Source organism: Rhizobium sp. 01T417, from assembly GCF_056398905.1.
The window spans coordinates 83,704-110,494 of sequence record NZ_JBFTQH010000005.1 but is presented as its reverse complement, the minus strand read 5'-3'; the positions used below and the strand labels follow the sequence as shown (position 1 = coordinate 110,494).

The window sequence follows — 26,791 nt, the reverse complement described above, 5'->3', positions numbered from 1 at the left end:
CCAGATTTTTTCCTCGTTTGCAACCTGATCGGGCCAAAGCGGAACCGCCGACGCCCTTCAGGCGCTGTCCTCAGTGTTTTGCCGATCTGGTCGGAATGCTGGAACCAGTTGCCGCGACTGGGTCGCTGGCTGGAAATGTGCCTTCCAATCCCTCGTCCAGCTGTTCTTCCATTGCGGTCTGATCGCCGGCGGCACGAGCGCTCGGCCGTGCCTTCAATCGGCCGACGCTGGCCTCTTCCGTGTCGGCCGTAGCCATCTCCGCCATGACAGCCTGGGCTCGTTCAACCGCGTTCCTTGAGTTGAGGGTTTGCTTCTCGTCATTGCGCAATTGGACGGAAACGATCTCCCCTCCATCGCCCACGAATTCAATTGTGAAACCGAGTTTGCCACCCTTCTCGGGAATGACCTGCGTGCCGACGACCTGCATGACGCTCTCCTTCAACTCTTCTTCCGGAGGAAACGAGCGGCCGCAACCGAATGTTCCGAGGCACGTCGACGGCGCGATAGGCAAAAAAAAGCCACCGCTATTCACGGTGGCTGGGAGTTCGAAGGTCAAAACCTCCAGAGGGAACAGTTGCCCATCGACCGGGAGGATGGTCGACATGCGTGAGCAACTGCCGTCAATATGCGATTTTGGCGCCGTCCGCTCAATCAACTAGGCACCGAAATTCCGCTGAGGCGGAAATCATCTTTCCATCGTTTTGGAAAAACGCGCGATATTCTACCAGCAACCGTCCCGGGGGAAGCGGCATCCGTAGTTATGACGTCAGGACGTAGACTGCCTGGCCGGCCCCGTCGACTCGCGCAGGATCAGTTCGACGGGCCACAATTCGTGGATGTCCAGCGGAGACCGTCCTGACAGCAATTGCAGGACAAGATCGGCGCATCGCGTTCCTGCCGCGCGCATCGAAGACCGCGTTGCCGAAAGCGACGGCACCATGTTGTCCGCCGTCAGATACGGAAAGACGTCGTCGTGAGCGATGACCGAAACGTCCCGGCCGATCTGCCGCCCGAGCGAGCGGGCCGCCCGATAGACGCCGAGCGCCGTCATCATGGATCCGGCGACGAATGCAGTTGGCGGGTTGGGTTGTTCGAGGAAAGATCGAGCGAAGCGGAAGCCAAGCTCGTCGGTGAAATTCCCGCTCGCCATCAGCTGCGGATCGGGCTCGATGCCATGGCTTTGAAGAGCCTTGCGGAAGCCGCTGTCCCGGTGAAGGGCATAGGTCGCGCCCGGCCGACCGTTTATCATCGCAATTCGCCGATGGCCGAGATCGATCAGGTGCGAGGTCGCGCGCATGATCGCAGCTTCGTTATCGATATCAAGCCAGGCGTGCGGCACGTCAATGGCCGACCGGCCATGCACGAGGAAGGGCATGCCGAGCTCGTGGAGCAGCGCGATGCGCTCGTCATTCGGTTTCGGCGAATGCACGATGATCGCGTCGACGCGCCGGCTCTCCACAAGTCGGCGGTAAAGCTGCATCTCGTCTTCCTGGTTCGGATCCGCCATCGGGATGACGAGAATGTCGGTTTCTTCCGCCACCAGCCGCTCCGCCATGCCGGCCATGAATTCGGCGAAGTGGAACTCGCCGGCACGCCCCATCACCACGCCGATCGCGCCCGCCCGACCCGTCTTCAGCCGCACCGCGTTGACGTTCGGGCTGTAGCCCAGTCTGACGGCGGCTTCCGCAACGCGTGCACGCGTGGTCTCGCTCACCTCAGGATAACCACTCAGCGCACGACTGACTGTCGTTGGAGACAATCCGACCTGTTTCGCGAACTCTTTAAGCTTCATTCAACATTGCGTCTTTCGTGCTGGTCCATCTGGCTGATCGCCGCCAAGTGCTGGTCTTGCTTATGGACTAAGCATAGCAGCTTACAAGCAACCAAACCGTTTTCAATTTTGGATATTCCCCGAAGAGGTATTTCGACCTTTACCCACAACCAAATTGAGCAGCATCTCTATGATTTTGCTTTGTTATCAATATGTGATCGCGGTTGTGCGACTTTGGCACGAGTGCCCGCTTGACTCAATATCGACCTTCTGACAACTTTTTCCAGCCAAACCGTTTTCAATTTTTCCAATGTTTGGTTCTTTTGGGAGGAAGATATGAAATTTCGTTTCACAGCGGTCGCCGTCGCGGCCGCGTTGATTGGCGTCGCACAACCGTCCTTCGCCGCAAATATCAGCATTTCCGCCAGCTCCACAGGCAAGAACCTGGAGCTCCTCCGCAAGCAGCTCGACGCCTTCGAGAAGGAGACCGGCAACAAGGTCAGCATCGTGACCATGCCATCCTCCTCGACCGAGCAGTTCTCGCAGTACCGCCTGTGGCTCGCCGCCGGCAACAAGGACGTCGACATCTATCAGACCGACGTCATCTGGGCGCCGCAGCTGGCGGATCAGTTCGTCGACCTGAAGGATGCCGCCAAGGATGTCGTCGGCGACTTCTTCCCGTCGATCATCGCTTCGCAGACCGTGAACGGTCGCCTCGTGGCGCTACCGCTCTACACCGACGCGCCGGCGCTCTACTACCGCAAGGACCTGCTCGACAAGTACGGCAAGCAGCCGCCGAAGACCTGGGACGAAATGGCGGCAACCGCCAAGGAAATCCAGGAAAAGGAACGCGCCGCCGGCCAGAAAGACCTCTGGGGTTATGTTTTCCAGGGCAATGCCTACGAAGGCCTGACCTGCAACGCGCTCGAATGGGTGAAGTCGTCGGGCGGTGGCCAGATCATCGAACCGGACGGCACGATCTCCATTAACAACGAGAATGCCGCGGCAGCGCTTGACCGCGCCAAGGGATGGATCGGGACGATCTCGCCCGGCGGCGTCCTCGCCTATCAGGAAGAAGAGTCCCGCGGCGTCTGGCAGACCGGCAATGCCGTCTTCATGCGCAACTGGCCATATGCCTATTCCCTCGGCAATGGCGCAGACAGTGCCGTCAAGGGCAAGTTCGATGTAACGACGCTTCCGGTTGCCAAGCAAGGCGACTCGCCGTCATCGACGCTCGGCGGCTGGAATCTCGCAGTCTCCAAATACTCTGAGAACCAGGACGCCGCGATCGCGCTCGCCAAGTTCCTGACCTCCAAGGAGAGCCAGAAACAGCGGGCGATCGAGCTCTCCAACCTGCCGACGCTGTCGGCGCTCTATGACGACAAGGACATCGCCACGGCACAGCCGTTCATGCCGAACTGGAAACCAATCTTCCAGAACGCCGTTCCGCGTCCGTCGGCATCCGCCAAGGTCAAGTACAACGAAGTCTCCTCGAAGTTCTGGACCGCCGTTCACAACTCGCTTTCGGGCAACGGCACGTCCGCAGAAAACCTCGAGCTTCTCGAGGCCGACCTGACATCGCTGAAGGGCGAGAACTGGTAATCGAAGGCATCGGCAGCGGCGGACGTCCCGCCGCTGCCCTTCCCTGAGACGCCACCGTCAATCGCCTCAAGAAGCGGGTACCACATGACTGAAGCCGCAGTTTCCCAAAGCGTCGGATCGCGAGCGCGCGCCGTCAATACCTCGTCGGACTTGCGCGCCGAGCGCATCCGTTCCGCCTGGATATTCCTGGCCCCCACCCTGTTCATTCTTGCCGTCGTCGCCGGATGGCCCCTTTTCAGGACGATCTATTTCAGCTTCACGAACGCATCGCTCACCAACCTCAGCGGCGCCGAGTTCGTCGGCTTCAAGAACTACCTCTCCTGGATCACGCTGAAGAGCGGGCGCACGGTCTATAGCGGCCTGCTCGCCGACCCGAATTGGTGGAAGGCGGTCTGGAACACGATGAAATTCGCGTTCCTGTCGGTGACCATCGAAACCATCCTCGGCCTCATCGTCGCCCTGGTACTGAACGCGAATTTCCCTGGCCGTGGCATCGTCCGGGCCGCCATCCTCATTCCCTGGGCAATCCCGACAATCGTTTCCGCCAAGATGTGGGCCTGGATGCTCAACGACCAGTTCGGCATCCTCAACGACATCCTGCTCGGCATGGGCCTGATCAGCCAGAAGATCGCCTGGACCGCCAATCCCGAGACGGCAATGATCGCGGTGCTGATCGTCGACATCTGGAAGACGACGCCTTTCATGGCGCTTCTCATCCTCGCCGGTCTGCAGATGGTACCTGCCGATATTTACGAGGCGGCAAAGATCGACGGCATCAATCCGATCAAGGTATTCTGGCGCCTGACCCTGCCGCTGGTCCGCCCGGCCATCATGGTCGCCGTGATCTTTCGCATGCTCGACGCTCTGCGCATCTTCGACCTGATCTATGTGCTGACGCCGAACAATGCTCAGACCAAGACCATGTCCGTCATGGCGCGCGAAAACCTCTTCGACTTCGACAAGTTCGCCTATGGGGCGACGGCGTCGACCGTGCTCTTCCTTATCATCGCGACGATCACCGTGCTCTACATGTGGCTCGGTCGCGTCAAACTCGGTGGGAGCGACCGCTGATGCTGCTGACCCTGACCAAGAACACGCTCTTCTATCTGCTCGTCACCGTCATCGTCATAATCGCGGTTTTCCCGTTCTACTATGCGATCCTGACGAGCTTCAAAGCCGGCACTGCCCTTTTCGAGGTCAACTACTGGCCGACCTCGATCTCGCTCACCAACTACACGTCGGTGCTGACCACCGGCAGCTTCATCCGCAGCCTCGGAAACTCGCTGCTCGTCGCCATCCTCGTTGTCGCAGCCTCGCTGCTGCTGGCCGTCACAGCATCCTATGCGCTTGCCCGCGTCAATTTCCGCGGCCGCGCGCTGCTGATGCTGACGATCCTGTCGGTCTCGATGTTCCCGCAGATCGCCGTGCTCGCTGGCCTGTTCGAGCTGATCCGTTGGATCGGCATCTTCAACACGCCCTTCGCGCTGATCTTCTCCTATATGATCTTCACCCTGCCCTTCACGGTCTGGGTTCTGACCACCTTCATGCGCGATCTGCCGATCGAAATCGAGGAAGCGGCGATCGTCGACGGCGCCTCGCCGTGGGTCATCATCACCCAGGTTTTCATGCCGCTGATGTGGCCGGCTCTAGTCACGACCGGTCTGCTTGCCTTCATTACAGCCTGGAACGAATTCCTCTTCGCCCTAACATTCACCTCATCGGACGCTCAGCGAACGGTGCCGGTTGCCATTGCCCTGCTTTCGGGCGGCAGCCAGTTCGAAATCCCGTGGGGCAACATCATGGCAGCATCCGTCATTGTTACGGTCCCTGTCGTTGTCCTGGTCCTGATATTCCAGCGGCGCATCATTTCCGGCCTGACCGCCGGCGGCGTCAAAGGTTGAAGAAAGCACGATATGGCACAGATTCGACTCGACAATATCCGCAAGAGCTTCGGTGCGCTTGAAGTCATCAGGGGCGTCTCGCTCGATATCCGCAAGGGCGAGTTCATGGTCTTCGTCGGCCCGTCCGGCTGCGGTAAGTCCACACTGCTGCGGTTGATCTCCGGGCTGGAGGACATCACCTCGGGCACGCTTTCCTTCGATGGCGAGGCGGTCAACCGCTACGCGCCGTCGAAGCGCGGCATCGCCATGGTCTTCCAATCCTATGCGCTCTATCCGCACATGACCGTGTTCGAAAACATGGCCTTCGGAATGAAGCTCTCGGGACGCACGAAGGAAGAGTGCAAGGCTCGTGTCGAACAAGCAGCCGGCATGCTGCAGCTGTCGCCCTACCTGGAGCGTCTGCCACGCCAACTGTCGGGCGGCCAGCGCCAGCGTGTCGCGATCGGTCGCGCCATCGTCCGCGATCCCAAGGTGTTCCTGTTCGACGAGCCGCTGTCGAACCTCGACGCAGCCCTCCGCGTCGCGACGCGTTTGGAGATCGCCAAGCTTCACCGCAGCATGCACGGCACGACGATGATCTACGTCACCCACGACCAGGTCGAGGCGATGACGCTCGCCGACCGCATCTGCGTTCTGCGGGACGGCGTCGTCGAACAAGTCGGCACGCCACTCGAACTCTACGAGACGCCGAATTCTGTTTTCGTCGCCGGCTTCATCGGTTCGCCGAAGATGAACTTCCTGACCGGTGAGTTCTCGGCACCCTACAATGCCCACACCATCGGCGTTCGCGCCGAGCATATGGAGATCGTTCAGCAGGACGCCGCCTGGCGCGGCACCGTCATTCATTCCGAAATTCTCGGCTCCGACAGCTTCGTTTATCTCGACATCGGCACATCAGAGCCGCTTGTCGTGCGGGAAACGGGCGTCTCCGGCCACCAGCCCGGCCAGAAACTCGGGGTTTCCCCGATGGCTGACCGTGTTCATCGCTTCGACCAATCCGGACGCGCGCTCGAGAGGGTGTTCCTTAAAGGCGCGGCCTGACATCTACCCAAAACCACAGGATCCGCCTCGCCTCCCATCGAGGTCGATCCACCATCTGCATGAAGGAGCAAGACCTTGCCTATTCGCACCATTGTCTGGGGTGAAAACATCCACGAGACCACCAATGCCATCGTTCGGGGCATCTATCCCGAAGGCATGCACACCACCATCGCCAACGCGCTGAATACCGATCCGGCGATCCAGGCGACGACGGCCACGCTGCAGGAGCCCGAGCACGGCCTGACGGAAGCCCGCCTTGCCGAAACCGATGTCCTCACCTGGTGGGGCCACAAGGATCACGGCGCGGTCTCCGACGTTGTCGTCGAGCGCGTCGCCAAGCGCGTCTGGGAAGGCATGGGCCTTCTCGTCCTGCACTCCGGCCACTTCTCGAAGATCTTCAAGCGTCTGATGGGCACCCCCTGCGCGCTGAAGTGGCGCGAAGCCGGCGAGCGCGAGCGTCTGTGGACGATCAACCCGCGCCACCCGATCGCAGCCGGCATCGACGAAAACTTCGTTCTCGAGAACGAGGAAATGTACGGCGAGCAGTTCTCCGTGCCGGAGCCGCTGGAAACCGTCTTCATCTCCTGGTTCCAGGGCGGCGAAGTCTTCCGTTCGGGACTTACCTGGCGTCGTGGCGCCGGTAACATTTTCTACTTCCGCCCTGGCCACGAAACCTATCCGACCTATCATGATGCCAACGTTCAGAAGGTACTCATCAACGGCGTGAAATGGGCTTATAACCCACAGGGCGATCTGAAGAGCATCACCGATGCCCCGAATGTTCCGGTCGAAAAGGCTCTCGAGCCGATCGTCGAACGCGGCCCGCGACTGCATCAGGCCGGCGAAGCCGGTTACCGCTGAGGAGCACACATATGCGACTACTCGTTCTTGGCACCGGCTCGATGGCCAGAAACCAGGTTGCCAACTTCCTCGCCATCGACGGCGTGGAAGTTGTCGGCGCCGTCGATACCGACCCGGCGCGCCTCACCGAATTTGCCGATCACTTCCACATCGAGAAGCGCTTCCAGACGCTAGAGGAAGCGATCGCATGGGGTGAATTCGACGCGGCCACCAACGTCACGCCTGATCGCATCCACCACGCGACGAGCCTGGCGCTGATATCAGCCGGCAAGCACGTCTTCTGCGAAAAGCCGCTGGCCGAGCATTACGACCACGCCTTGGAGATGACGGAAGCGGCAGAGGCTGCCGGCGTCATCAACATGGTCAACCTCACCTATCGCAACGTCGCTCCGCTGCAGCGGGCCCGCGAAATGGTATTGGCGGGAGAACTCGGCACCATCAGGCACGTCGAGGCCTCCTACCTGCAAAGCTGGCTGGTCTCGCGCGCCTGGGGCGACTGGCGCACGGAATCGCGCTGGCTGTGGCGCCTGTCGACCGGTCACGGCTCGAACGGCGTGCTCGGCGACGTCGGCATCCACATCCTCGACTTCGCCGCCTATGGCGCGGCGACCGATATCGACCACGTCTTTGCCCGCCTTAAGACCTTTAACAAGGCACCGGGCGGCCAGATCGGCGAGTACCTGCTGGATGCCAACGACAGCTTCACCATGTCGGTCGATTTCACCAATGGTGCACTCGGCGTCATCCATGCGACCCGCTGGGCAACCGGCCATCTCAATGAGCTGAAACTTCGCGTCTATGGCGAAAAGGGCAGCCTTGAGGTCATCCATCGCCCTGACGGTTCCGAACTGCGCGGCTGCTTCGGCGAGGATATCGAGACCGCCACCTGGCGCGACATCGAGGTCCCGGCTGTTCTGACCAACTATCAGCGCTTTGCGGAAGCCGTCAGAACCGGAAAGCAGGACGACCCGACCTTCCGCCACGCCGCTAATCTGCAGAAGGTCCTCGACCTTGCGATCGTGTCGGAGAAGGAGCGGCGGGAGCTCAATCTGCTGGAGGCCTCCGAGCAGGATAGCCCGGCAGACAAGCGGATACCGCCGCTGACCGTCGTGGTCTGACAAAGGCACCTGCGAAAAAGCCAGGCACCTTGATGCGGACATTCATACGACTGTCTCCGTCATGCCGGCCTTGAGCCGGCATCCAGCCGCACGGCGTCCGCGGTGCGAAAAGATCTTTCGCGCGCAAGGACTTGCGCGCGCTGGACCCTGGCTCATGGGCCGGGGTGACGACGGATGGGACATCCGCTTCGATACGCCACAGGAGTTGAACAATGCAGGCCCGCTAGCGCGGGCCTTCATCATTTCAAAACTACCGAAGACGATCCGCGAGCAAACTGATCGAAGCCGCATCGGCATTGGCGAAAGCCAGGCGGAGATAGTGCTCCTGCCCCTCCCCGAAATAGCTCCCAGGTAGGCAAACAACACCGGCCTCCTTCGCCAGACGCTCTGCGACAGCGGCTGAGCTGAGCTCCGCGAACGGGTGGCGGATGAACGCGAAATAGGCGCCAAGCGCACCGATCTCCCAGCCAGGCAATCCGGACATGACGGCCCGCAACGCATCCGCGCGGCGCGCAATCTCCAGGCGATTTCCCGCCCGCCAGTCCGCAAGGATCGGCATTGCCTCGGCAACGGCAACCTGCGCAGCGCGCGGCGCGCAGATCTGCATGTTGTCCATGACCTTGGTAATCTCGGCAACGACGTTAACGCCGGCGGTGATCGCTCCGAGACGATGGCCGGGAATGCAGAAGGACTTCGAGAAGCTGTAGAGCAGGATCAGCGTGTCTTCCCAGCCGGGGATGCCAAGCAACGGATGCGGGGCGCCATAGCCTTCGGGAAGGAAGTCGCGATAGGTTTCGTCGACGATCAGCCACGCCCCATGCTTGCGGCAGAGGTTAAACAGTTCCAGCAGCAATTCAGGCGGATAGACAGCGCCCGTCGGATTGTTCGGCGTGACCACCGCCAAGACCTTGGCGCCGGCCGCGAGCGCCTTTTCGGCCGACTGCACCTCAGGCAGGAAGCCATTTTCCGTATTGCAGTCGACGAGAACGCGCTTGATGCCGAGCATCGACAGCGTCGTCTCCTGATTGAAATAGAACGGGTTGGTCAGCGCCACGGTATCGCCGGAACCGGCGAGCGCGATGGCCACCGACATGAAGGCCTGGTTGCAGCCCGCAGTGATATGGATATTGGCGGCAGCAACGGACGCCCCATAGACGTCAGACATATGCCGGGCATAGGCGTCTCTCAGCACGCCCTCGCCCTCGATCGGCCCATAGCCCGTCGTCTTCGTCGAAGATGCCGCTTCGCCGAGCAGCCGCAACATTTCGGGATGGGCTGGATAGCCGGGCACCGCCTGCGAGAGATCGACCAGTGGACCTTTGCCGCCCTTGTATTCGCGAGCCCAGGCGAGAACCGAGGGAATGGGTGGCGGAGACAGGCGGGAAACAAGCGGATTGGCCAAGGCAGACATGCAGATCTCTTCTCGAACGAGGTGAACCATCACTCCTGCACGGAATGGGCTTGCTCGGCAACCTGCATTCAAGAATGCCGCACAGGGATCGTCAGGAGCCGCAGCAGGCCTTGAGCTTCGACAGCTTCGGCACCTCGATATGCCTGTTGGCGACGATCGAGATCACGCCGTCGGTTCTCAGCTTCGACAGCTGGCGGGAAACCGTTTCGACGGTCAGCCCCAGGAAGTCGGCAATGTCGGCCCGCGACAAAGGCAGCTCGAACCGGCGCTTTTCGCCGACAGTTTCGGGATCGAGATGGGTGGCGATCAGCAACAGGAAACTAGCAACCTTCTCGGCGGCCGTCTTGCGTCCGAGCGTTACCATCCAGTCCCGCGCTTCGTCCAGCTCACGCAGCGCCTGCGCCATCAGCCGCTCGGCCAGTGCGGGATTACTCTTGACCATGCGCTCCAGCGCGGCCTTCGGAATGCGACAGAGGTTGACGTCGGAGGCAGCCTCCACCGACACGGCATTCTCATTCGCATTGAGCCTGCCGAGAAGGTCAGGAGCGAACTGCAGGCCGACGATCTGCTGTCGTCCGTCTTCCAGCCTCTTAGTAAGCTTCACGACGCCGCGGATCACGGTGGCATAGGATTCGGCCGGCATCTTCTCGCCAGCGAGCTCGTCGCCGGATTGATAATTGACCAGGCGTGTATGCGCGGAAAGCATCAGCAGCTCCTCAGCGCTGAGCGCACCGCACACGCCCTTGTGGCGGATCTCACAGCTCATGCAACGCACTGGTATGTTTGAATTATGTATGTCTTTGCGCATCAAAATCAGCTCCGCGCAAAAGCATAGACCACGGCCATGGCGAGAGAACAGCAATTTCTTGATCGTGGTCAAAGTGTCACGATGCAGCGGCGCGCTACGCCGTTCCCCAGCGATCGGCCGGCTTCTGCTTCCTGACCCCTATCGAGGCACCAAATTGCCGCAGGCCTCACTTGCCGATTGCCCAGACAGCCGACCGGATTATAGTGATTTCAGAAATTTCTGAAATTACAGACATTACGGAGACCGATATGAATCTCCCACCACTGGTTCAATCCTTTGTTCTGCATTTCGGTGAAATGGGCTCGCGCTGGGGCATCAACCGCACGGTCGGCCAGATCTACGCCCTGCTCTACGTATCGCCTTCACCGCTCTGTGCCGAGGAAATTGCCGATGCCCTCAGCATTTCGCGCTCGAACGTCTCGATGAGCCTGCGCGAACTGCAGACTTGGAACCTCGTCCTGCTGAAACACAAACCGGATGACCGGCGCGACTTCTTCACCACCCCGGACGACGTTTGGCAGATCCTGCGAACGCTGGCGGAAGAGCGCAAGAAACGCGAGGTCGATCCGACGCTCTCGGTGCTGCGGGAAATCCTGATGCAGCGCCCGGCAAGCGATGCCGAGCGCCATGCCCAAGAGCGCATGAGCGAGATGCACGCCCTGATCGAGCAGCTAACGCATTGGTACGAAGACGTAAAACAACTTGAAACAGAGCGGCTTGCAACGTTACTCTCCTTAGGTGCGAAAGTGACGAAGCTGCTAGAGGCCAAGGACCGAGTCGTTTCGCTCGGCCGCGGCCGCCGGCCCAATCCTGCGAACAAGAGTTAGCGCTATGGCAAGTGCTTGCTTAGACGCAAACGGAAAGCAGGCTTTCGGCAAGCCGTCGAAACCTGTGCCCAGACATGGTGGGCTGCGCAAGGCAGCGGCTGTCCAGACCCTGGCATCGCTCATCTGGATCCCGCAGGCAGCGCTTCTCGCAACGGCAGTCGGCCGCATCACGAACGGTGGCGGCTTCAACGACGTCTTGTGGCTCGCCATCTATATTGCACTGCTCGGGATAGTAATAAGCTGCCTCGAGGCCACCGGTGGCCGTATGGCATTTCGCGCAGCGCGCGCCGAATTGTCGATGCGGCGTGAACTGGCCGTCGCAGCCCTCGCCCGACGCTCGCCGATCGACAGCAAAAGACCTAGCTCCGGCGAAGCCGCAAGCATCATCGGCGAGCAAGCCGATATGATCGTTCCCTATCTCTCGCGCTTCCAACCCGCCCGCTTCAAGGCGAGTGCAGTGCCGCTCGTCATCCTTGCCTGCGTGTTCCCCATTTCCTGGATTGCAGCTCTCATTCTCCTTTTTGCCATGCCGCTGATCCCGATCTTCATGGCATTGATCGGCTGGCGTGCGCAGGCGGTGAGTGAGAAGCAGTTGGCGGCGACTGGCGGCCTTAACGGTTTCCTCCTCGATCGCCTGCGTGGCATGGCCACGATCCGTTCGCTTCGTGCCGTCGATGCCACCGCGACGAGGCTCAGAGCCGATGCAGACTCGCTGAAGGCCCGCACCATGGCCGTTCTGAAAATCGCCTTCCTGTCGTCGGCGGTTCTCGAGCTTTTCGCTGCGCTGGGCGTCGCGCTGGTCGCCGTCTATGTCGGCTTCTCCCTGCTCGGCGAGATCCGTTTCGGTGCCTGGGCCAGTGGTTTCGACCTGACGAGCGGTCTCTTCGTGTTGCTGCTTGCACCCGCCTTCTTCGAGCCGCTGCGCGAGCTCTCGGCTGTCTGGCATGACCGTGCCGCCGGCGAAGCGGCGATCAAGGCGATCGAAGCGCTGAGCGCGGATGGACTCCAACTGCCCATCGTAAGCGATACATCCGCACCCCAAACTGCAGCTGGTGCCATCCGCCTGGAGAATATCGGCTTCCGCTACAGCGAGGGCAGCAACGCCGCCATCGATACCTTCAATTTGAGCATTCGCCCCGGCGAGCATGTTGCTTTGCTCGGCGCCAGCGGCTCCGGCAAATCGACCCTGCTCGCACTGATCGCCGGCCACGCCGCCTGTGAGACCGGCGGCGTCACCCTCGACGGACAACCAGCCAGCCCCGCCCTTCAGGCCAAGATCTCCTGGGTCGGCCAGAAGCCGCATATTTTTGCCGGCACGGTCGCCGGTAACATTTCGCTCGGCCGGCCCGGCGTCTCCATGCAGGCCGTGGCAAGAGCCCTTGATCTCGCAAAGCTCGGCCGCTTCGCCCGCAGCCACGCTCGCCGTCCGCTTGGCGATGGAGGCACGGGAGTGTCCGGCGGCGAAGCCCTGCGCATCGCCATCGCCCGCGCCGCCTGTAATGCGGAGGGCTGCATCGTACTTGCGGACGAGCCGACCGCCCATCTCGACGCCGAAACCGCACGCGACATCACCGAGAGCCTGCTCGCTCTGGCCAAGGGCCGCACCCTTGTCGTCGCAACCCATGACCCACAGCTTGCCGCACGCATGGGCCGGACGGTCGTCCTTGATCGCGAAATTGCACGGGAGGCCGCCGAGTGAGCACATCGCTTTCCAGCCTCAAGCCGATCGTTAGGCTTTTCCTGACCGCACGCCGCCGCGGTCTGCTTCTTGGGGCCGCACTTTCCGCGACCACCGTTTCCGCGGGGATTGCCCTGCTCGGCCTCTCCGGCTGGTTCATCACCGCAACCGGCATCGCCGGACTTTCGGCCGCAACGATTGCCGCCTTCGACATCTTCATGCCATCGGCCGGCATTCGCCTGCTTGCACTCGGCCGAACCGCCTCACGCTACGGCGAACGGCTGGCCACTCATGACGCAACGCTGAGCGTCCTCGCAGCTCTGCGCGAACGGCTGTTCCGTGGATGGGCCGCGCCCGGTGCCGCACGCGAGCTCGCACGCCGACCGGCCCGCCTGCTCTTCCGCCTGACGGGCGACATTGATGCACTCGATTCCCTTTACCTACGCGTGCTGGTACCCGCGGGCGTCGCTATTGTCGCAGCGTTTGCAACAAGCGTCGCGCTTGGTCTCATGGATCGGCTTTTTGGACTGGCTGCCGGCAGTGTCTTGCTCGTCGCAGGTCTCGGCATTCCGCTGTTTGCTGGACGCCGGGCAACGAAGCACGCCCGTCGACGCACCCACGGCATCGAAGCCATTCGCGCCCGCACCATCGATCTCGTTGCCGGGCAGACCGACTTGCTGATGGCCGGACGCCTCGACGCGCAGCGTACGGCGATTGCCGATGCCGACCACTACGCCGCGGCCGCCGACGACCGCCTAAACCGCATCGAAGCCGGCATCACAATCGGCCTTGGTTTCACCGCCACTGCGTTGCTGACCGGTGCGCTGCTGGCAGTCGCGGCATTGGCCCATGGGGGCGCAGTCAGCCCACCAGTCGCCGTGCTTGGAATCCTGATCGCCTTCGCCGCTGTCGAGCCCTTTGGTGCCTTGCGCCGTGGGGCGATGGAACTTGGCCGTACGCTTATTGCTGCCCGCCGCATCGCGCCCCGCCTGTCGGCAGATGATGAAGAACTACACCACAGCGCCGCGCCACTTCCCGGCTTTGCGCTTCGCCTGAGCCGCGTCAGCGCGGGACACGACACGGAAACACCCGTGCTTCACAATATCGATCTCGATCTGCAATTGGGGGAGAGGCTCGCCCTAGTTGGCACCAGCGGCGCCGGAAAATCAACACTTCTTTCCCTCCTCGCAGCCGAAATGCGCGCCAGCCAAGGAAGCGTCGAGTGCCTCGACGCCACCCTGCTGACGCAGCGAACGGAGCTTTTCCAAGATAGCCTTCGCGGCAATCTCCTGCTTGCAAGCCCCGATGCACCAGACACCGCCCTGCGCGAGGCGCTCGCCGCGGCGGGCCTCTTGCAGGATGTCGCAGCTTTGCCGCGCGGCCTCGACACGCCGCTTGGCGAAGGCGGCATGGGGCTCTCGGGTGGTCAGTCGCGCCGCCTTGCCCTCGCCCGCCTCTTCCTGCGCGACACGCCGCTCTGGCTGCTGGATGAGCCGACGGAAGGTCTCGATGGCGCCACCGCGCGCGACGTCATCCGCCGTCTGGTGGAGAAGGCGAACGGACGCTCGCTCGTCATCGCCACACATATCCGTCGCGAAGCCGCGATAGCTGATGCCATCGCGGTCATGGAGGATGGTCGCATCACAGAAGTTTCACGCCGTGGAGAGACGGCGTTCGAAAAGGCTTTGAACCGGCTGAGGCCGGACTGAGTCACACGACATGGCCGCCAGGCAATCCGGTTTGGCGGAAACTCTTCATACCCCATGGGGCCGTGGGAGAAAAACAATGGAACTAGACATCGTCGCGCTATCGCGCTTCCAATTCGCGCTGACCGCGCTTTACCACTTTTTATTCGTACCCTTGACGCTCGGACTCTCCGTGCTGCTCGCCATCATGGAGACCGTCTACGTCATGACGGGCCGCCACATCTGGCGACAGATGACGAAGTTCTGGGGCATACTCTTCGGCATCAACTTCGCGATCGGTGTCGCCACCGGCATCGTCATGGAATTCCAGTTTGGGATGAACTGGAGCTATTACAGCTACTATGTCGGCGATATCTTTGGTGCCCCGCTCGCAATCGAGGGGCTGATGGCCTTCTTCCTTGAGGCAACCTTCGTTGGCCTGTTTTTCTTCGGATGGGACAAGCTGTCGAGGGTCGGTCACCTAATGGCGACATGGTGTGTGGCACTCGGTTCCAATTTCTCGGCGCTATGGATTCTCGTCGCCAACGGCTGGATGCAGAACCCGGTCGGCTCGGCGCTCAATCCGCAGACAATGCGCATGGAAATCACCAGCTTCTTCGACGTGGTCTTCAACCCCGTCGCCCAGGCGAAGTTTGTCCATACCGTCTCGGCCGGCTATGTCTGCGCGTCGATCTTCGTTCTCGGTGTTTCGGCCTGGTACCTCCTCAAGGGCCGCCACCTCGAAATGGCGAAGCGCTCTATGACGGTTGCCGCCTCCTTCGGCCTTGCCTCGGCACTGTCGGTCGTCGTCCTCGGCGATGAAAGCGGTTACCTCGCAACCGAAAACCAGAAGATGAAGCTCGCCGCCATCGAGGCAATGTGGAAGACGGAACCGGCGCCTGCCGCCTTCACCGCCTTCGGCTTCCCCGATCAGGACGCGCGCGAGACACATTTCGCCGTTCACATTCCCTGGGTCATGGGTCTGATCGGCACACGCTCGCTGACGACGGAAATACCCGGTATCGACCAGCTGGAACGGGAGTCTGAAGGGCGTATCCGCGACGGCATCAAGGCTTACGACGCGCTGATGCAGATCCGTGCCGCCGCAACGCCGGACGCGGTTGCACCTCAACTCCGCACCTCCTTCGAGGAACTGGGGCATGAGCTTGGCTATGCCCTTCTTCTGAAGCGCTATGTCGACGATCCGCGCCAGGCGACTGATGCCCAGATCACCCAGGCCGCGCGCGACACCGTTCCGCATGTGCCGACGCTCTTCTGGTCGTTCCGCGTCATGGTCGGGCTCGGCATGTTCTTCATCGTCCTGACGGCGACCTTCTTCTGGCTGTCGGCACGGCGCCACCTGGATAAGTATCCACTGCTGCTGATGATCGCTGTCTTCGCCATCCCGCTTCCCTGGCTTGCCATTGAAGCAGGCTGGGTCGTCGCCGAGATCGGCCGCCAGCCATGGGTCATTGAAGGTGTGCTGCCGACCGCAATGGCCGTGTCGAGCCTTGGCGCAAGCACGGTTCTGCTGACGATCTGCGGCTTTGCCGCGCTCTATACAGTGCTGATCGTCGTCGAGATGACGCTGATGATCAGAGCCATCCAAAAGGGACCTGAGCCGGACAATGAGCCGGAAGCCGAGCTGATCTCCGAAACCCTCGTTCCAGCCGCGGAGTAACGATCATGATCCTGCACGAACTCATAGACTACGAAATCCTGCGCTTGATCTGGTGGCTGCTTCTCGGCGTGATCCTGATCGGCTTTGCCGCCACGGATGGCTTCGACCTTGGCGTCGGCACGTTGCTGCCCTTCGTCGCAAAGACGGATACGGAGCGCCGTATCGCCATCAACACGATCGGCCCTGTCTGGGAAGGAAACCAGGTCTGGCTGATCCTCGGCGGCGGCGCGATCTTCGCTGCCTGGCCGCCGCTTTACGCGGTCTCGTTCTCCGGCTTTTACCTCGCGATGTTCGCGATCCTCCTCGCGCTCATCCTGAGGCCGGTCGGCTTCAAATATCGCTCGAAGCGCGAGAGCGCCCGCTGGCGCAACAACTGGGACTGGGCGCTGTTCATCGGCGGTTTCGTTCCGTCGCTAATCTTCGGCGTAGCCGTCGGCAACGTGCTGCAGGGCGTACCCTTCCGCTTCGATCCGGCTGACATGCGCATCTTCTACGAGGGGTCGTTCTTCGGGTTGCTGAACCCATACGCGCTGCTTTGCGGCCTGCTTTCGGTCGCCATGCTCGTCATGCACGGTGCAGCCTGGCTGGTCCTGAAAGCCAGCGGTCCGGTCGCGGGGCGTGCAAGAAGCTACGGCAGCCTGGCCGCGCTTGGCGTGCTCGCCCTCTTCGCGCTCGGCGGAATCTTTTTGGCGCTTGGTGTAAACGGCTACAACATCACCAGCGAGATCGATCCGGCCGGTCCGTCGAATCCGCTCCTCAAGACGGCAGCGCATGACGGCTCGTGGCTGGCCAACTACGGCACCTATCCGTGGATGATGATTGCGCCGGTCCTGGGCTTCCTTGGAGCCGCGGCAGCCTTTGTCGCCATGCGGGCGAAGTGGGAAGTCGCAACGCTGCTTTTCAGCAAGCTCTCGATCTTCGGAATCATCTCGACCGTCGGTCTCTCGATGTTCCCGTTCATCCTGCCCTCCTCGCTCGAGCCAAACTCGAGCCTGACGGTGTGGGATGCCTCGTCGAGCCACACGACGCTATTCGTCATGCTCGTCGTGTCGCTGATTTTTCTGCCGATAATCATCGCCTACACTTCCTGGGTCTACAAAGTTCTCTGGGGCAAGGTCGATGAAGGGACGGTCAACGACAAGAGCGGCCACGCTTATTAAAGGAGAAAGACGATGTGGTACTTCGCATGGATCCTCGGCTTGCCTCTGGCCGCCGCCTTCGCCGTCCTCAACGCCATGTGGTATGAACTGATGGACGACGAGGCAAAAAAGAAGAAGCAATAGCGACTTTTTTTGTCTGCCTGGCAATAGAACAGACGGGGACGCGCTCGACCGGTGCTTCCCCTTTGCTTTTTGCGTGCGCGGCCTCATCGGAATCTCGGCTGTAGTATTCCCTTAGTACCCGTTCGCTCGCCTGCCTTGCTAAGCTCCTCCCGTTGGTTTTGGGAGGAAAAAGATGCCAGCTTCGAAGATTCTGATGATTACCGGCGACTTCACCGAGGACTATGAAACGATGGTCCCATTCCAGACGCTGCTCGCCTGCGGCTATACGGTTCACGCTGCGTGCCCCGGCAAGAATGCCGGCGAGACAGTCGCGACCGCTATCCATGATTTCGAAGGCGATCAGACCTATTCCGAGAAGCGCGGTCACAACTTCGCGCTCAACGCAACCTTCTCCAGTATTCGCGCTGAAGATTACGACGCGCTCGTGATCCCTGGCGGTCGCGCGCCCGAGTATCTGCGCCTCAACCCTGATGTCATCAAAGCCGTCCGGCACTTCTTCGAGGCCGGCAAGCCTGTAGCGGCGATCTGCCACGGCGCTCAGCTCCTTGCCGCAGCCGGTGTCCTCAAGGGCCGCACCTGCTCGGCCTATCCCGCTTGCCGCCCGGAAGTCGAACTCGCCGGCGGCATTTACGCGGATATCGCCATCAGCGACGCGGTCTCGGACAGCAACCTCGTCACCGCACCGGCATGGCCGGCACATCCCTCCTGGTTACGGCAATTCATGGCTGTGCTGGACGCATCGGCGCTGCTACAAACGGACGCCGCCTGAGGAGACGGAGGGAGAGACGAGATGTGCGAGCTGTTCATCAAGGCGGACGCGAAGCTCTGGGAGAGCACGACTCGATCGTTGCGGATTGATGGCATGGTGACAAGCGTTCGACTGGAAAACTTCTTCTGGTCGAAACTGGAAGAGATCGCCAGGCGAGACCGCATGAACGTTACGCAGCTGATTACCAGGTTGCATCACGAATCCATCGATGCCGGCCACGATCTCGGGAACTTCACGTCTTTCCTGAGGGTGTGCTGCGCGCGTTACCTCGATCTCCAGCTGACAGGAGATATCCCGGCGGATGTCAACCAACCGATTGCCGGGCTGAATGCTCCGGCAATCCTCGTTCGCGAGCGGGAGAAATATCACTGAGCCCGAAAGGGTTCAGTAGCTCGCCTCGACGAAAATCCGCGCTATAGCCTCGACACCGGCCTGATCTTCAGCGTCGAAGCGGGACGCAGTCGGGCTGTCGAGATCGATGACACCGAGGATCTTGCCGTTGTGATGGAGCGGCACGACGAGTTCCGAACGGGACGCAGCATCGCAGGCGATATGCCCGGGAAATGCATGCACGTCCTCCACGAGGATCGAAGTCCCCTTCTCCACAGCCGACCCGCAAACTCCCCGGCCAACGGCAATGCGGACACATGCCGCCTTGCCCTGGAACGGCCCGAGGACCAGCTCGCTGTCCGACTTCAGGAAGTAGAAGCCAGCCCAATTCAGATCCGGCATCATTTCGAACATGAGAGCCGAGGTGTTCGCGGCGTTGGCGATCGTATCGCTTTCTCCGTGCAGCAAGCCCTTCAGTTGCTGGCTGAGCTCCCCGTAAAAATCGGCCTTGCTGGCGGAATTAATGGTCGCAGGTTGAAACATGTCCGTGTCGCTTCTGTTTTTGTGGTGAGCGTCGATATAGTGACACGCATGCCGATTGCCAAACGCAATCGTGATGGCCGGGACGGAGCACTGTGTCACTAGATGGTGATAGTTATCGCCAGCCACCTTGTCGGTCGATGATCCGACTCTATCTAGTTCCCTATCACGACCTATTGCGGTCGTGACCCAAGTCGGCCGGCAGCTGCGGTTTGCGCACACGGCGATATCGGGCGATGGTCAGGTAACGCGCCTGCCGCCCCTCATTGTTAGGGCATTCCGACGAGCGGAGCAGCTATGTCGACCAGAGCTGCGCACGAAGTCATGAAACCGCTTCGGCTGGGCAGATAGATCCATTGATTTCAAGCAGAGGTAAGAACGATGACACCGGAAGACAGACGGGCGGTCTTTAGCCACCGCCAGATAGCGGCAATCATTGAAGGTATCATGCAGGAAGATGGCACCGAACTCCCGATCACGGGAAAATCACTTGGCGAGGCGATCCTTTTCGTATCGGAGGAAGCGGCAACCAGCGCGTCCAGCGCCCATGTCATTTACGGCGAGAACGGCTCGCTTAGCTATACCGATTGCCTGAGCGTTTACCGCGACTATGGCGTGGCCCTTCGCCAGACCCCAAATTAAAAGCAGCACGCTGGGCCTTCACGCCCAGCGTTCCTCCCAGAGCAAAAGGATGCAGTCGAGATGGCCAAGCGGAGTGCAGGCCTGCTGATCTACCGCCTCCGCGATGGTAGCTACGAGGTCCTCCTGGTTCATCCCGGAGGCCCCTACTGGGCTAAGAAGGACATCGGCGCGTGGTCGATCCCCAAGGGCCTCGTGGAAGAGGACGAAGATGAGCTTGATGCCGCAAGACGTGAAACCCGCGAGGAGTTGGGCGTAGACGTCGAAGGCAGTTTTCACCATCTCGGGGAATACAAACAACCCGGTGGCAAGATTGTCGTCGCCTGGGCCATCGAGGCCGACACCGATCTCAAAGCCATTGCCAGCAATCACTTTCAGATGGAGTGGCCGCCGCGCTCCGGCGTGATGGCGGAATTTCCCGAAGTCGACCGAGCCGAATGGTTCACACTACCGGATGCGGAGCAAAAGATCCTGAAAGGGCAGCAACCGCTGCTCGCGGATTTCCTTCGACGGCGGTTGCAGAGCCCGCTGGAGGTATATGCGACCTGAAGGCCGGTGAGAGCCTGGGCTTGCGATTGCGCATGGCAGCTATTCGCAATCGGCAATCGCTTTGCCGCCAGCTGTCCGTAAAAGTTGGAAGTCTCTCCTCCCGGACGAATCTGATTCATGACAGCCCTCTCTTCAGCAACGCGCGGTGTTCTCGTCGCGTTTGGCGCCTATGCCGTGTTCGCGTTCAGTGACGCATCGATCAAGATCCTGCATGGCGGCGTGCCCGCCTATCAGATCGCCTTCATCGGCGCGCTGTTCGGTTGCGCCGCATTGCCCTTCATCAAAGACAGGGATGATTCCTGGCTCGATATCGTCAGGAGCACGAACCGTACTCTGTGGCTGATGAGATTCTTTTGCGGCGCGATAGGAGCAATAGCTTCGATCATTACATTCACAAAGCTCCCGATGGCCGAGGCTTTCTGTCTGCTGTTTCTTCTGCCGTCCTTCGTAACCATTCTGTCCGTCATCTTTCTCGGCGAAGATGTGCGCTGGCAGCGCTGGGCGGCCGTGGTCGTCGGTTTCATCGGCGTTCTGATCGTGCTGCGTCCGGGTTTTCGCGAGTTGTCCGCTGGTCACCTTGCGGCGGCAATCGGCGGCCTGGTTGCGGCAATCTCGATCGTCATCATGCGAAAGATGGGGCCCGCCGAAAAGCGCCTGTCGCTGTACGGTGCAGCGCTGCTTGGCACACTTGCCGTCAGCGGCATATTGATGCTCTCGGAGATGGTCGTTCCAACTCCGCGCCAATGGCTGTTCATTGCAAGCTACGGCCTGCTCGGTGGGGCGGGCAACGTCATGCTGATGACCGCGGCCAGGCTGGCGCCGGCCAATCTCGTTGCGCCTCCACAGTATAGCCAGATGCTTTGGGCCATCGCGTTCGGATATTTGATCTTCCACGACGCCATCGACCTTGCAATGGCTGCCGGCATCGTTCTCATCATCTGTTCGGGCTTGCTGACGCTGGCTCGTGAAAAGAAACGCGGCACGCCGCTGCCGCGGGCGGTCGTTTCCGCTGACAATCAGGCGTCGCTTGCGACCTCAACCGACGAGACCGGCGACATTGAGCAACCGGCTCAAACGGCTTCGCACGCGATTCCTCAAGCCTAAAAAGAAACCGCCCTTGCCGAAGTCGAAAGACGTTTGCGAGGGCGGTTTTCTATTTTCTCAGGGTCTGGCGATCGTCGCCGTCAGCGGCGCAGGACCGGGCAGCCGCGGGCGTTGGCGAAGCTGATTTCGTCCGCGCCGCGGCGCGTCCAGCCCTCGACGATCACACGGCGAGGCGTGACGTCGACCACACGTGCACGACGGAAGCCGTAGTCACGTGCGATGTCTTCTGCCAGCCGCGGGTCACAGCCGCGGCCACGCGGCGGCGGGCGGTTATAGTCGGGCGGTGGCGGGCGGTAGTAACCCGGAGGCGGTGGCGGGCGGCCACTACCAATATAGACGTCTACCTGGGCGGAAGCCGGCGCAGTCACCCCGGCAACCGTGCCGACAACGAGCAACGTCGCAAGGCCGGCCTTGGCCAGAAATTGCATCATCGAAATTCTCCCTCGGGTACGGCAAAGGCCTTCCCCATTCGCTACACTCTTGCCGGCAAGGTCATGTCCAACCCTTCCGGATTTGCGCATTCATATGCGATTCGCACAGAGCAGGCCGAAAATGGCGCGGGCAAGGCAAGCCGAGGGCGCCATTGTGGACGAAGTCATTTAGCGGCGGATCACGGGGCAACCGCGAACGTTGGCGAAGACCATCTGGTCCCAGCCGCGATGGTCGCGGCCCGAAACGACGACACGGCGCGGCGTAACGTTGGTGACGCGCGCTGAGCGCAGACCCGACCAACGTGCCTTCTGAACCGCCTGCACGGGCGAGCAGGCATGCATTGGACGGTGCTGAACATGGACTGGTGGACGTCCCCATTCCGAAGCCGAGGCATTCGGCGTAGCGAACGGAATCGAGGCCAATGCGATAAGAGCGGCAAAGGAAGCCTTGGTGATGAAATGGGTCATGATACGACTCTCTAAATGGTTGCTTACATCTCCCGTACGGGATTGTGCAGACCATAACCCTATGAAAATGAATGATCTTCGAACTGGCCGTTCAGTTCAGGTTCAGCCGCCGAGATGCAGCACGATCTCGCGCCGATGCGGCCTGTCGCGGTGTTCGAACAGGTAGATTCCTTGCCATGTGCCGAGTGCGAGCCGACCGCCGATAACCGGAACGCCGATGGAAACCTGCGTCAACGCGGCTTTGATATGCGCGGGCATATCGTCGGGACCCTCCGTCGTATGGACAATCCAACGCATCGAAGGATCGGAACTGGGTGGCACCAATCGACGGAAGAATCCGTCGAGGTCGGTGCGAACATCCGGGTCGGCGTTTTCCTGGATGAGCAGCGAGCATGAGGTGTGGCGCACGAAAACCGTCAGCAGCCCTTCGGCCGCGCCAGTGGCGCGAACGAAAGATGCTGCTTCTGCTGTAAACTCGTACAATCCTTGCCCCCTGGTGGAAATGCTGATGATCTTCTGGGGCATGAACGATGTTCCACTTGCATATCTCTTGCGAGGCGAGACGTTCGGCTGACCTTATGTCAGTACCGCATTTCCTCCGAACTCTCAAAGCTGCAGGAAGGGAACGAATCCACCGAAAATCATCCGTTTGCCATCGAAGATGGACTTCCACGCGTCAACTTGAAGACGCGGGTCTGCCATCACCTTCTTCATGATGTCGTCCCGGTCCTGGCGTGAGCTATAGACGATCCAGGAAAAGATCACGACTTCATCATCTGCCGCCTGGACCGCACGGGGAAACGAGGTCAGTTCCCCATATGGCACATCATCGGCGATGCATTCGACATATTCCTTGGCCCCATAGGACTTCCAGACTGCGCCGGTGGTGGCGGAAAAGGCCTTGTACGCCTCGATGTTCTTCTGCGGCACAGCCACGACGAACCCATCGACATAGGACATGTTTTTCTCCCTTAGCGTTGTTGCGCGTCCAAGGACGAACGGAGGCGGCTTGGACCGACATCCCTCTTCAACTTAAGATTAGGCAGGATCGGCGATAGGCAAGAGAATTGCCGCCGGGAATAATTTCGAGCCGACTGTCGACAGCTTCTCTAGGGCGCGGCGAATGGCGAAGATCGGCGTCGCTGCGCTCGGGCGCGGGCTAAGCGCCGGACAACTCGATAAGCCGCTGCGCCTGCATGTCGGCCTCCTGGCACTGCGTGGTGACGCGCAGCGTTCGGAACTGTTCCACGAGAAAGTCGACGAGCGCCCGAACCGCAGTCGGCAGTCCTCGAGAGGCCGTAAAGACGAGATAGATCGTGGCCTGCGACATCCGGTAATCCGGCAGAAGGCGGACCAACCGGCCGTCGCGTATCCCCTCGGCGCAGATGTGGTCGGGCAAAAGCCCTACCCCGACCCCGGCATAGATAGCCTCTAGAATCGCCGACACGCTGCGGCAACTCATGCGTGGCTTGTGCTGGTGCCGGTATCGAGTGCCATCCGGTCCGGTGAATTCCCAGACATCCAAATCCTGCCACTCCGTCATCGGCCCGGCAAACGATACCGTTGGTGCATCGGCAAGACATTCGACGCCTTCGATCGACGGCAGCGAGCTCGCAACCTTCTGGTTGGCCACAAGGATCAAATCCACCTTGCTGAGCACTCGCATCGTCAGTTCAGAATCGGTCTCCTCGGTCAATTGCGCCCGAACTGCAAGATCAAGGCGCTCATCGATGATGTCGACTCGCCGATCCGTGGTGAGTATCTGCAGCTGCACCTTGGGGTATCTATTGAGAAACTCCGGGATCATGGTGCCAAGAGAGCCGTCCAGCAATCCGTGCGGCACGCTTATGCGGATTTGCCCCTGTGGCTCGCCGGTTGCATCGTTGATCGCCTTGGCGGCGCGATCGGCTTCGCGCAGCATGTTTTCGCAGTGATTGTAGAAGGCGCGTCCGATTTCCGTCACCCGGAACCGGTTGACCGTTCGCTCGAGCAGCCTGACACCAAGCCGCGTCTCCAGCGCAGTGATGTGCCGGCTGAGCTTTGATTTCGGCATGTTCAGCACCCGCCCGGCGGCGGAAAAGCCGTTGTGACGAACAACTGCGGCAAAATAGACGAAATCGTTCAGATCCTGGAAAACACCCTCTGCATTGAGCATGGGGCACCCCTTTCAGTAAGCACGACAGGCCGGCGGCCCGTTATCGCTTACCTGTCCCGGCAGATGATGCCAACCGCCACGAACAAGATTTCGTTCCAAATTTGGAACACTGCGTTCCAATCAGCGCCCTTCAGTTCGACCGGCGGCGGGACTATCTGCGGGGAGATTTCCTTTGGCGCCATTGCAATGATGGCGCCAGACGCGCTCCCACGAGCCTCCGAAAACAGCACCGGCCACCGCGATGCCCCGCAGAGTTGCGGCGCAAGGTGTCTTTGCGCCTAAGTGATTGATATTGTTACATAAAAACCACACAAAGAGCCAAACGGCTGTCTCAACGAGGGATTTTCATACCGGGAGAATTGATAGATTTAATCAGGGATGAAATTAAGGCTTCGGCGGTTCGCTGATCCGCCAGCCGAAAGGCAGACTATCGGAACCGCCCCGTCTCCCACGGTGGCAGTTCACTCGAAAAGGAAATGGATTTTCAAATGAACATACGGATGGCTTTGCTGACCTCCGCCGCAGCATTTGCTGCTGCGTCCACGCCGGTCTTTGCTGCTGACGCAATCGTCGCAGCTGAACCCGAGCCAGTTGAATACGTCCGCGTCTGCGACGCGTACGGCACGGGCTACTTCTACATCCCGGGCACCGAAACCTGCCTCAAGGTCAGCGGTTACCTGCGTTTTGAAGTCTATGGCGGCCCGGATCAGAAGGGCACCTCGGACTGGAACGCCCGTACGCGCGCTCAGGTTCAGTTCACCGCCAAGAGCGACACCGAGTATGGTCCGCTCACCGGCGTTATCGTTCTCCGTAACAACGGCGACAACGCTTCGACCAACTCGACCCTGGACTCGGCATATATCGACATCGCCGGCTTCCGCGCTGGTCTGTTCTACAGCTGGTGGGATGACGACCTTTCCGGCGAGCCGGACGTTCTCTCCAGCTTTGAAACCCTGCACAACTCCATTCGCTACCAGTATGAAAACGGCGATTTCTACGCCGGCATCAGCGTAGACGAACTGGAAGACGGCTACTTCAAGGACGGTGAAAACCCGAACAACGTTGGCGTCGCCCTCGGCGTTGGCGGCAAGGCTGGCGTAGTCAGCTACCAGCTCATCGGCGGCTACGACACCGACAACGAAGAAGGCGCTGTTCGAGGCATGATCTTCGCTGATATCGGCCCTGGCACCCTCGGCCTGGCAGGTGTCTATGCATCTGGTCCGAACTCCTACTACTCTCAGTCGGAATGGACTGTTGCGGCAGAATACGCGATCAAGGCGACCGACAAGTGGACCATCACCCCGATGGCCCAGTACTTCGGCAACTACGTTCCCGATCTCGACACCTTCCACGGCAACTCGTTCGACGGCCTCGGCGATGCCTGGAAGGTCGGCATCACGGTCGACTACCAGATCGTCGACAATCTCTATGCCAAGGCAACCGTCGACTACACCGATCCGGACGACGCTGACGAAGTAACGAAGGGCTTCTTCCGCCTGCAGCGCGCGTTCTAATCAAACTCCCCGGCGCCCTGGATCAACCTAGGGCGCCGCCTGGTACTGCGTTTTCTGATCCGATTGACCTCCGATCAGTTACGGGGACTGGTCCGGTTTCCCTGCCGGACCGTCCTTGTTTCCTCCCAAGAATCCGCGGCTCCGCGGCGAACACTACCTTATTCGGCGTTTCGCCCATGAGCTGCACTAGCCCGGAAACTCCTCAACCGAGTCGACCCGATCGGGATAGAAAGCGAGGTGCTCCTTGATCTCGCTGACAGCGGCATACGGACTTTCATAGGTCCAGATCGCATTCACGACCTCCGCACCGCCCAAAACAATGTTGAAATACGACGCCTCGCCCTTATACGGGCAGTAGGTATGGTGATCACTCCGGGTGAGAAGCGCCATATCGACATCAGCGCGCGGTATGTACTGAACGGCAGGATAGGACGCTTCCTTCAGCGACAACGCATTGCGACTATCGGCAATAGCCTGCCCGCGCAGCTTTATGACGACGCGCGCAGGATTGGGCGTGACGGTAATCGGGTGATCGGGACCGGGTATCTTCATCGATTGTGCAGACATCGGCAGCTCCTTCGGCCAGAACTCAGATATAGGAGCCGCGCCATCAAATTGCAGGAGC

Annotated in this window: 30 protein-coding genes; 18 read left to right on the top strand and 12 right to left on the bottom strand. The window is 60.6% G+C overall.

Features of this window, described 5'->3' with window-relative positions; genetic code table 11:
- Positions 1-70: 70 nt before the first annotated feature.
- The 3 genes from AC1DPR_RS07625 to AC1DPR_RS07615 form a co-directional block, all read right to left on the bottom strand.
- Positions 71-427, bottom strand: coding sequence for a hypothetical protein (locus AC1DPR_RS07625; protein WP_477816052.1), 357 nt, complete (start codon positions 425-427; stop codon positions 71-73).
- A 339-nt stretch (positions 428-766) separates the two neighbouring features.
- The gene (locus AC1DPR_RS07620; protein WP_477816051.1) at positions 767-1,792 is read right to left on the bottom strand and encodes a substrate-binding domain-containing protein; all 1,026 of its coding nucleotides are present in this window, start codon (positions 1,790-1,792) and stop codon (positions 767-769) included.
- Positions 1,793-1,959: 167 nt separating this feature from the next.
- Complete coding sequence (locus AC1DPR_RS07615) at positions 1,960-2,190, bottom strand: hypothetical protein (RefSeq protein WP_409564067.1); 231 nt, start codon at positions 2,188-2,190, stop codon at positions 1,960-1,962.
- Between AC1DPR_RS07615 and AC1DPR_RS07610 the strand changes: the two genes are divergently transcribed.
- The 6 genes from AC1DPR_RS07610 (at position 2,108) to AC1DPR_RS07585 (ending at position 8,294) form a co-directional block, all read left to right on the top strand.
- The gene (locus tag AC1DPR_RS07610; protein ID WP_018857146.1) at positions 2,108-3,373 is read left to right on the top strand and encodes an ABC transporter substrate-binding protein; all 1,266 of its coding nucleotides are present in this window, start codon (positions 2,108-2,110) and stop codon (positions 3,371-3,373) included. The genes AC1DPR_RS07615 and AC1DPR_RS07610 overlap by 83 nt on opposite strands.
- 84 nt (positions 3,374-3,457) lie before the next feature.
- Entirely contained in the window at positions 3,458-4,444 is a 987-nt protein-coding gene (locus tag AC1DPR_RS07605; protein ID WP_018857147.1) for a carbohydrate ABC transporter permease, read from the top strand.
- A complete protein-coding gene (locus tag AC1DPR_RS07600) occupies positions 4,444-5,274 on the top strand; it encodes a carbohydrate ABC transporter permease (protein WP_018116605.1) in 831 nt (276 codons plus the stop codon). Before AC1DPR_RS07605 ends, AC1DPR_RS07600 begins: the two co-directional genes overlap by 1 nt.
- Positions 5,275-5,286: 12 nt before the next feature.
- A complete protein-coding gene (locus AC1DPR_RS07595; protein WP_113471559.1) occupies positions 5,287-6,315 on the top strand; it encodes an ABC transporter ATP-binding protein in 1,029 nt (342 codons plus the stop codon).
- A gap of 75 nt (positions 6,316-6,390) precedes the next feature.
- A complete protein-coding gene (locus tag AC1DPR_RS07590) occupies positions 6,391-7,176 on the top strand; it encodes a ThuA domain-containing protein (RefSeq protein ID WP_018857149.1) in 786 nt (261 codons plus the stop codon).
- Between the two features lie 11 nt (positions 7,177-7,187).
- Positions 7,188-8,294: a Gfo/Idh/MocA family protein gene (locus tag AC1DPR_RS07585; RefSeq protein WP_018857150.1), complete on the top strand. Its 1,107-nt coding sequence runs from the start codon at positions 7,188-7,190 to the stop codon at positions 8,292-8,294.
- Positions 8,295-8,544: 250 nt separating this feature from the next.
- Here AC1DPR_RS07585 and AC1DPR_RS07580 read toward each other — a convergent pair whose 3' ends face one another.
- Both AC1DPR_RS07580 and AC1DPR_RS07575 read right to left on the bottom strand, forming a co-directional pair.
- A complete protein-coding gene (locus AC1DPR_RS07580) occupies positions 8,545-9,705 on the bottom strand; it encodes an aminotransferase (RefSeq protein ID WP_477816050.1) in 1,161 nt (386 codons plus the stop codon).
- A 91-nt stretch (positions 9,706-9,796) separates the two neighbouring features.
- Positions 9,797-10,471, bottom strand: a complete 675-nt coding sequence (locus AC1DPR_RS07575) for a Crp/Fnr family transcriptional regulator (RefSeq protein ID WP_051085590.1) — start codon at positions 10,469-10,471, stop codon at positions 9,797-9,799.
- Between the two features lie 290 nt (positions 10,472-10,761).
- On the opposite strand from AC1DPR_RS07575, the gene AC1DPR_RS07570 reads away from it, so the two are divergent.
- The 8 genes from AC1DPR_RS07570 (at position 10,762) to AC1DPR_RS07535 (ending at position 18,808) form a co-directional block, all read left to right on the top strand.
- On the top strand, positions 10,762-11,340 hold the full coding sequence (locus tag AC1DPR_RS07570) for a GbsR/MarR family transcriptional regulator (RefSeq protein WP_018857153.1): 579 nt from the start codon (positions 10,762-10,764) through the stop codon (positions 11,338-11,340).
- A gap of 4 nt (positions 11,341-11,344) precedes the next feature.
- On the top strand, positions 11,345-13,039 hold the full coding sequence (cydD, locus tag AC1DPR_RS07565; RefSeq protein ID WP_477816049.1) for a thiol reductant ABC exporter subunit CydD: 1,695 nt from the start codon (positions 11,345-11,347) through the stop codon (positions 13,037-13,039).
- A complete protein-coding gene (gene cydC / locus AC1DPR_RS07560) occupies positions 13,036-14,727 on the top strand; it encodes a thiol reductant ABC exporter subunit CydC (protein WP_477816048.1) in 1,692 nt (563 codons plus the stop codon). Before cydD ends, cydC begins: the two co-directional genes overlap by 4 nt.
- A 76-nt stretch (positions 14,728-14,803) precedes the next feature.
- A complete protein-coding gene (locus tag AC1DPR_RS07555) occupies positions 14,804-16,384 on the top strand; it encodes a cytochrome ubiquinol oxidase subunit I (RefSeq protein WP_477816047.1) in 1,581 nt (526 codons plus the stop codon).
- A 5-nt stretch (positions 16,385-16,389) separates the two neighbouring features.
- A complete protein-coding gene (gene cydB / locus AC1DPR_RS07550) occupies positions 16,390-17,544 on the top strand; it encodes a cytochrome d ubiquinol oxidase subunit II (RefSeq protein WP_477816046.1) in 1,155 nt (384 codons plus the stop codon).
- 12 nt (positions 17,545-17,556) lie between these two features.
- On the top strand, positions 17,557-17,667 hold the full coding sequence (gene cydX, locus AC1DPR_RS07545) for a cytochrome bd-I oxidase subunit CydX (RefSeq protein WP_018857158.1): 111 nt from the start codon (positions 17,557-17,559) through the stop codon (positions 17,665-17,667).
- A gap of 172 nt (positions 17,668-17,839) precedes the next feature.
- Entirely contained in the window at positions 17,840-18,436 is a 597-nt protein-coding gene (locus tag AC1DPR_RS07540) for a DJ-1/PfpI family protein (protein WP_477816045.1), read from the top strand.
- Positions 18,437-18,457: 21 nt separating this feature from the next.
- Positions 18,458-18,808 carry a ribbon-helix-helix domain-containing protein gene (locus AC1DPR_RS07535; protein WP_018116210.1) on the top strand — a complete coding sequence of 117 codons (351 nt, stop codon included), beginning with the start codon at positions 18,458-18,460 and terminating at the stop codon, positions 18,806-18,808.
- A 12-nt stretch (positions 18,809-18,820) separates the two neighbouring features.
- Here the strand turns inward: AC1DPR_RS07535 and AC1DPR_RS07530 are convergent, their stop codons facing one another.
- The gene (locus AC1DPR_RS07530; protein WP_169681517.1) at positions 18,821-19,309 is read right to left on the bottom strand and encodes a GAF domain-containing protein; all 489 of its coding nucleotides are present in this window, start codon (positions 19,307-19,309) and stop codon (positions 18,821-18,823) included.
- A 378-nt stretch (positions 19,310-19,687) separates the two neighbouring features.
- Between AC1DPR_RS07530 and AC1DPR_RS07525 the strand changes: the two genes are divergently transcribed.
- From AC1DPR_RS07525 to AC1DPR_RS07515, 3 genes are all read left to right on the top strand, one after another.
- Positions 19,688-19,948, top strand: a complete 261-nt coding sequence (locus AC1DPR_RS07525) for a hypothetical protein (protein WP_018116204.1) — start codon at positions 19,688-19,690, stop codon at positions 19,946-19,948.
- A 60-nt stretch (positions 19,949-20,008) separates the two neighbouring features.
- Positions 20,009-20,494, top strand: coding sequence for an NUDIX hydrolase (locus tag AC1DPR_RS07520; RefSeq protein ID WP_018857163.1), 486 nt, complete (start codon positions 20,009-20,011; stop codon positions 20,492-20,494).
- Between the two features lie 117 nt (positions 20,495-20,611).
- Positions 20,612-21,598 carry a DMT family transporter gene (locus AC1DPR_RS07515; protein ID WP_018857164.1) on the top strand — a complete coding sequence of 329 codons (987 nt, stop codon included), beginning with the start codon at positions 20,612-20,614 and terminating at the stop codon, positions 21,596-21,598.
- Positions 21,599-21,678: 80 nt separating this feature from the next.
- Here AC1DPR_RS07515 and AC1DPR_RS07510 read toward each other — a convergent pair whose 3' ends face one another.
- From AC1DPR_RS07510 to AC1DPR_RS07490, 5 genes are all read right to left on the bottom strand, one after another.
- Complete coding sequence (locus AC1DPR_RS07510) at positions 21,679-22,029, bottom strand: hypothetical protein (RefSeq protein ID WP_018116228.1); 351 nt, start codon at positions 22,027-22,029, stop codon at positions 21,679-21,681.
- Between the two features lie 168 nt (positions 22,030-22,197).
- Complete coding sequence (locus AC1DPR_RS07505) at positions 22,198-22,497, bottom strand: hypothetical protein (RefSeq protein ID WP_018857165.1); 300 nt, start codon at positions 22,495-22,497, stop codon at positions 22,198-22,200.
- Between the two features lie 102 nt (positions 22,498-22,599).
- Complete coding sequence (locus AC1DPR_RS07500) at positions 22,600-23,022, bottom strand: secondary thiamine-phosphate synthase enzyme YjbQ (protein ID WP_477816044.1); 423 nt, start codon at positions 23,020-23,022, stop codon at positions 22,600-22,602.
- Positions 23,023-23,103: 81 nt separating this feature from the next.
- Positions 23,104-23,457: a DUF1428 domain-containing protein gene (locus AC1DPR_RS07495; RefSeq protein WP_477816043.1), complete on the bottom strand. Its 354-nt coding sequence runs from the start codon at positions 23,455-23,457 to the stop codon at positions 23,104-23,106.
- A gap of 199 nt (positions 23,458-23,656) precedes the next feature.
- Positions 23,657-24,652, bottom strand: a complete 996-nt coding sequence (locus AC1DPR_RS07490; protein WP_018857168.1) for a LysR substrate-binding domain-containing protein — start codon at positions 24,650-24,652, stop codon at positions 23,657-23,659.
- Positions 24,653-25,140: 488 nt separating this feature from the next.
- Between AC1DPR_RS07490 and AC1DPR_RS07485 the strand changes: the two genes are divergently transcribed.
- Positions 25,141-26,166, top strand: coding sequence for a porin (locus AC1DPR_RS07485; protein ID WP_025659304.1), 1,026 nt, complete (start codon positions 25,141-25,143; stop codon positions 26,164-26,166).
- Positions 26,167-26,352: 186 nt separating this feature from the next.
- Here the strand turns inward: AC1DPR_RS07485 and AC1DPR_RS07480 are convergent, their stop codons facing one another.
- Positions 26,353-26,733: a DUF427 domain-containing protein gene (locus AC1DPR_RS07480; RefSeq protein WP_018857170.1), complete on the bottom strand. Its 381-nt coding sequence runs from the start codon at positions 26,731-26,733 to the stop codon at positions 26,353-26,355.
- Positions 26,734-26,791: the final 58 nt, after the last annotated feature.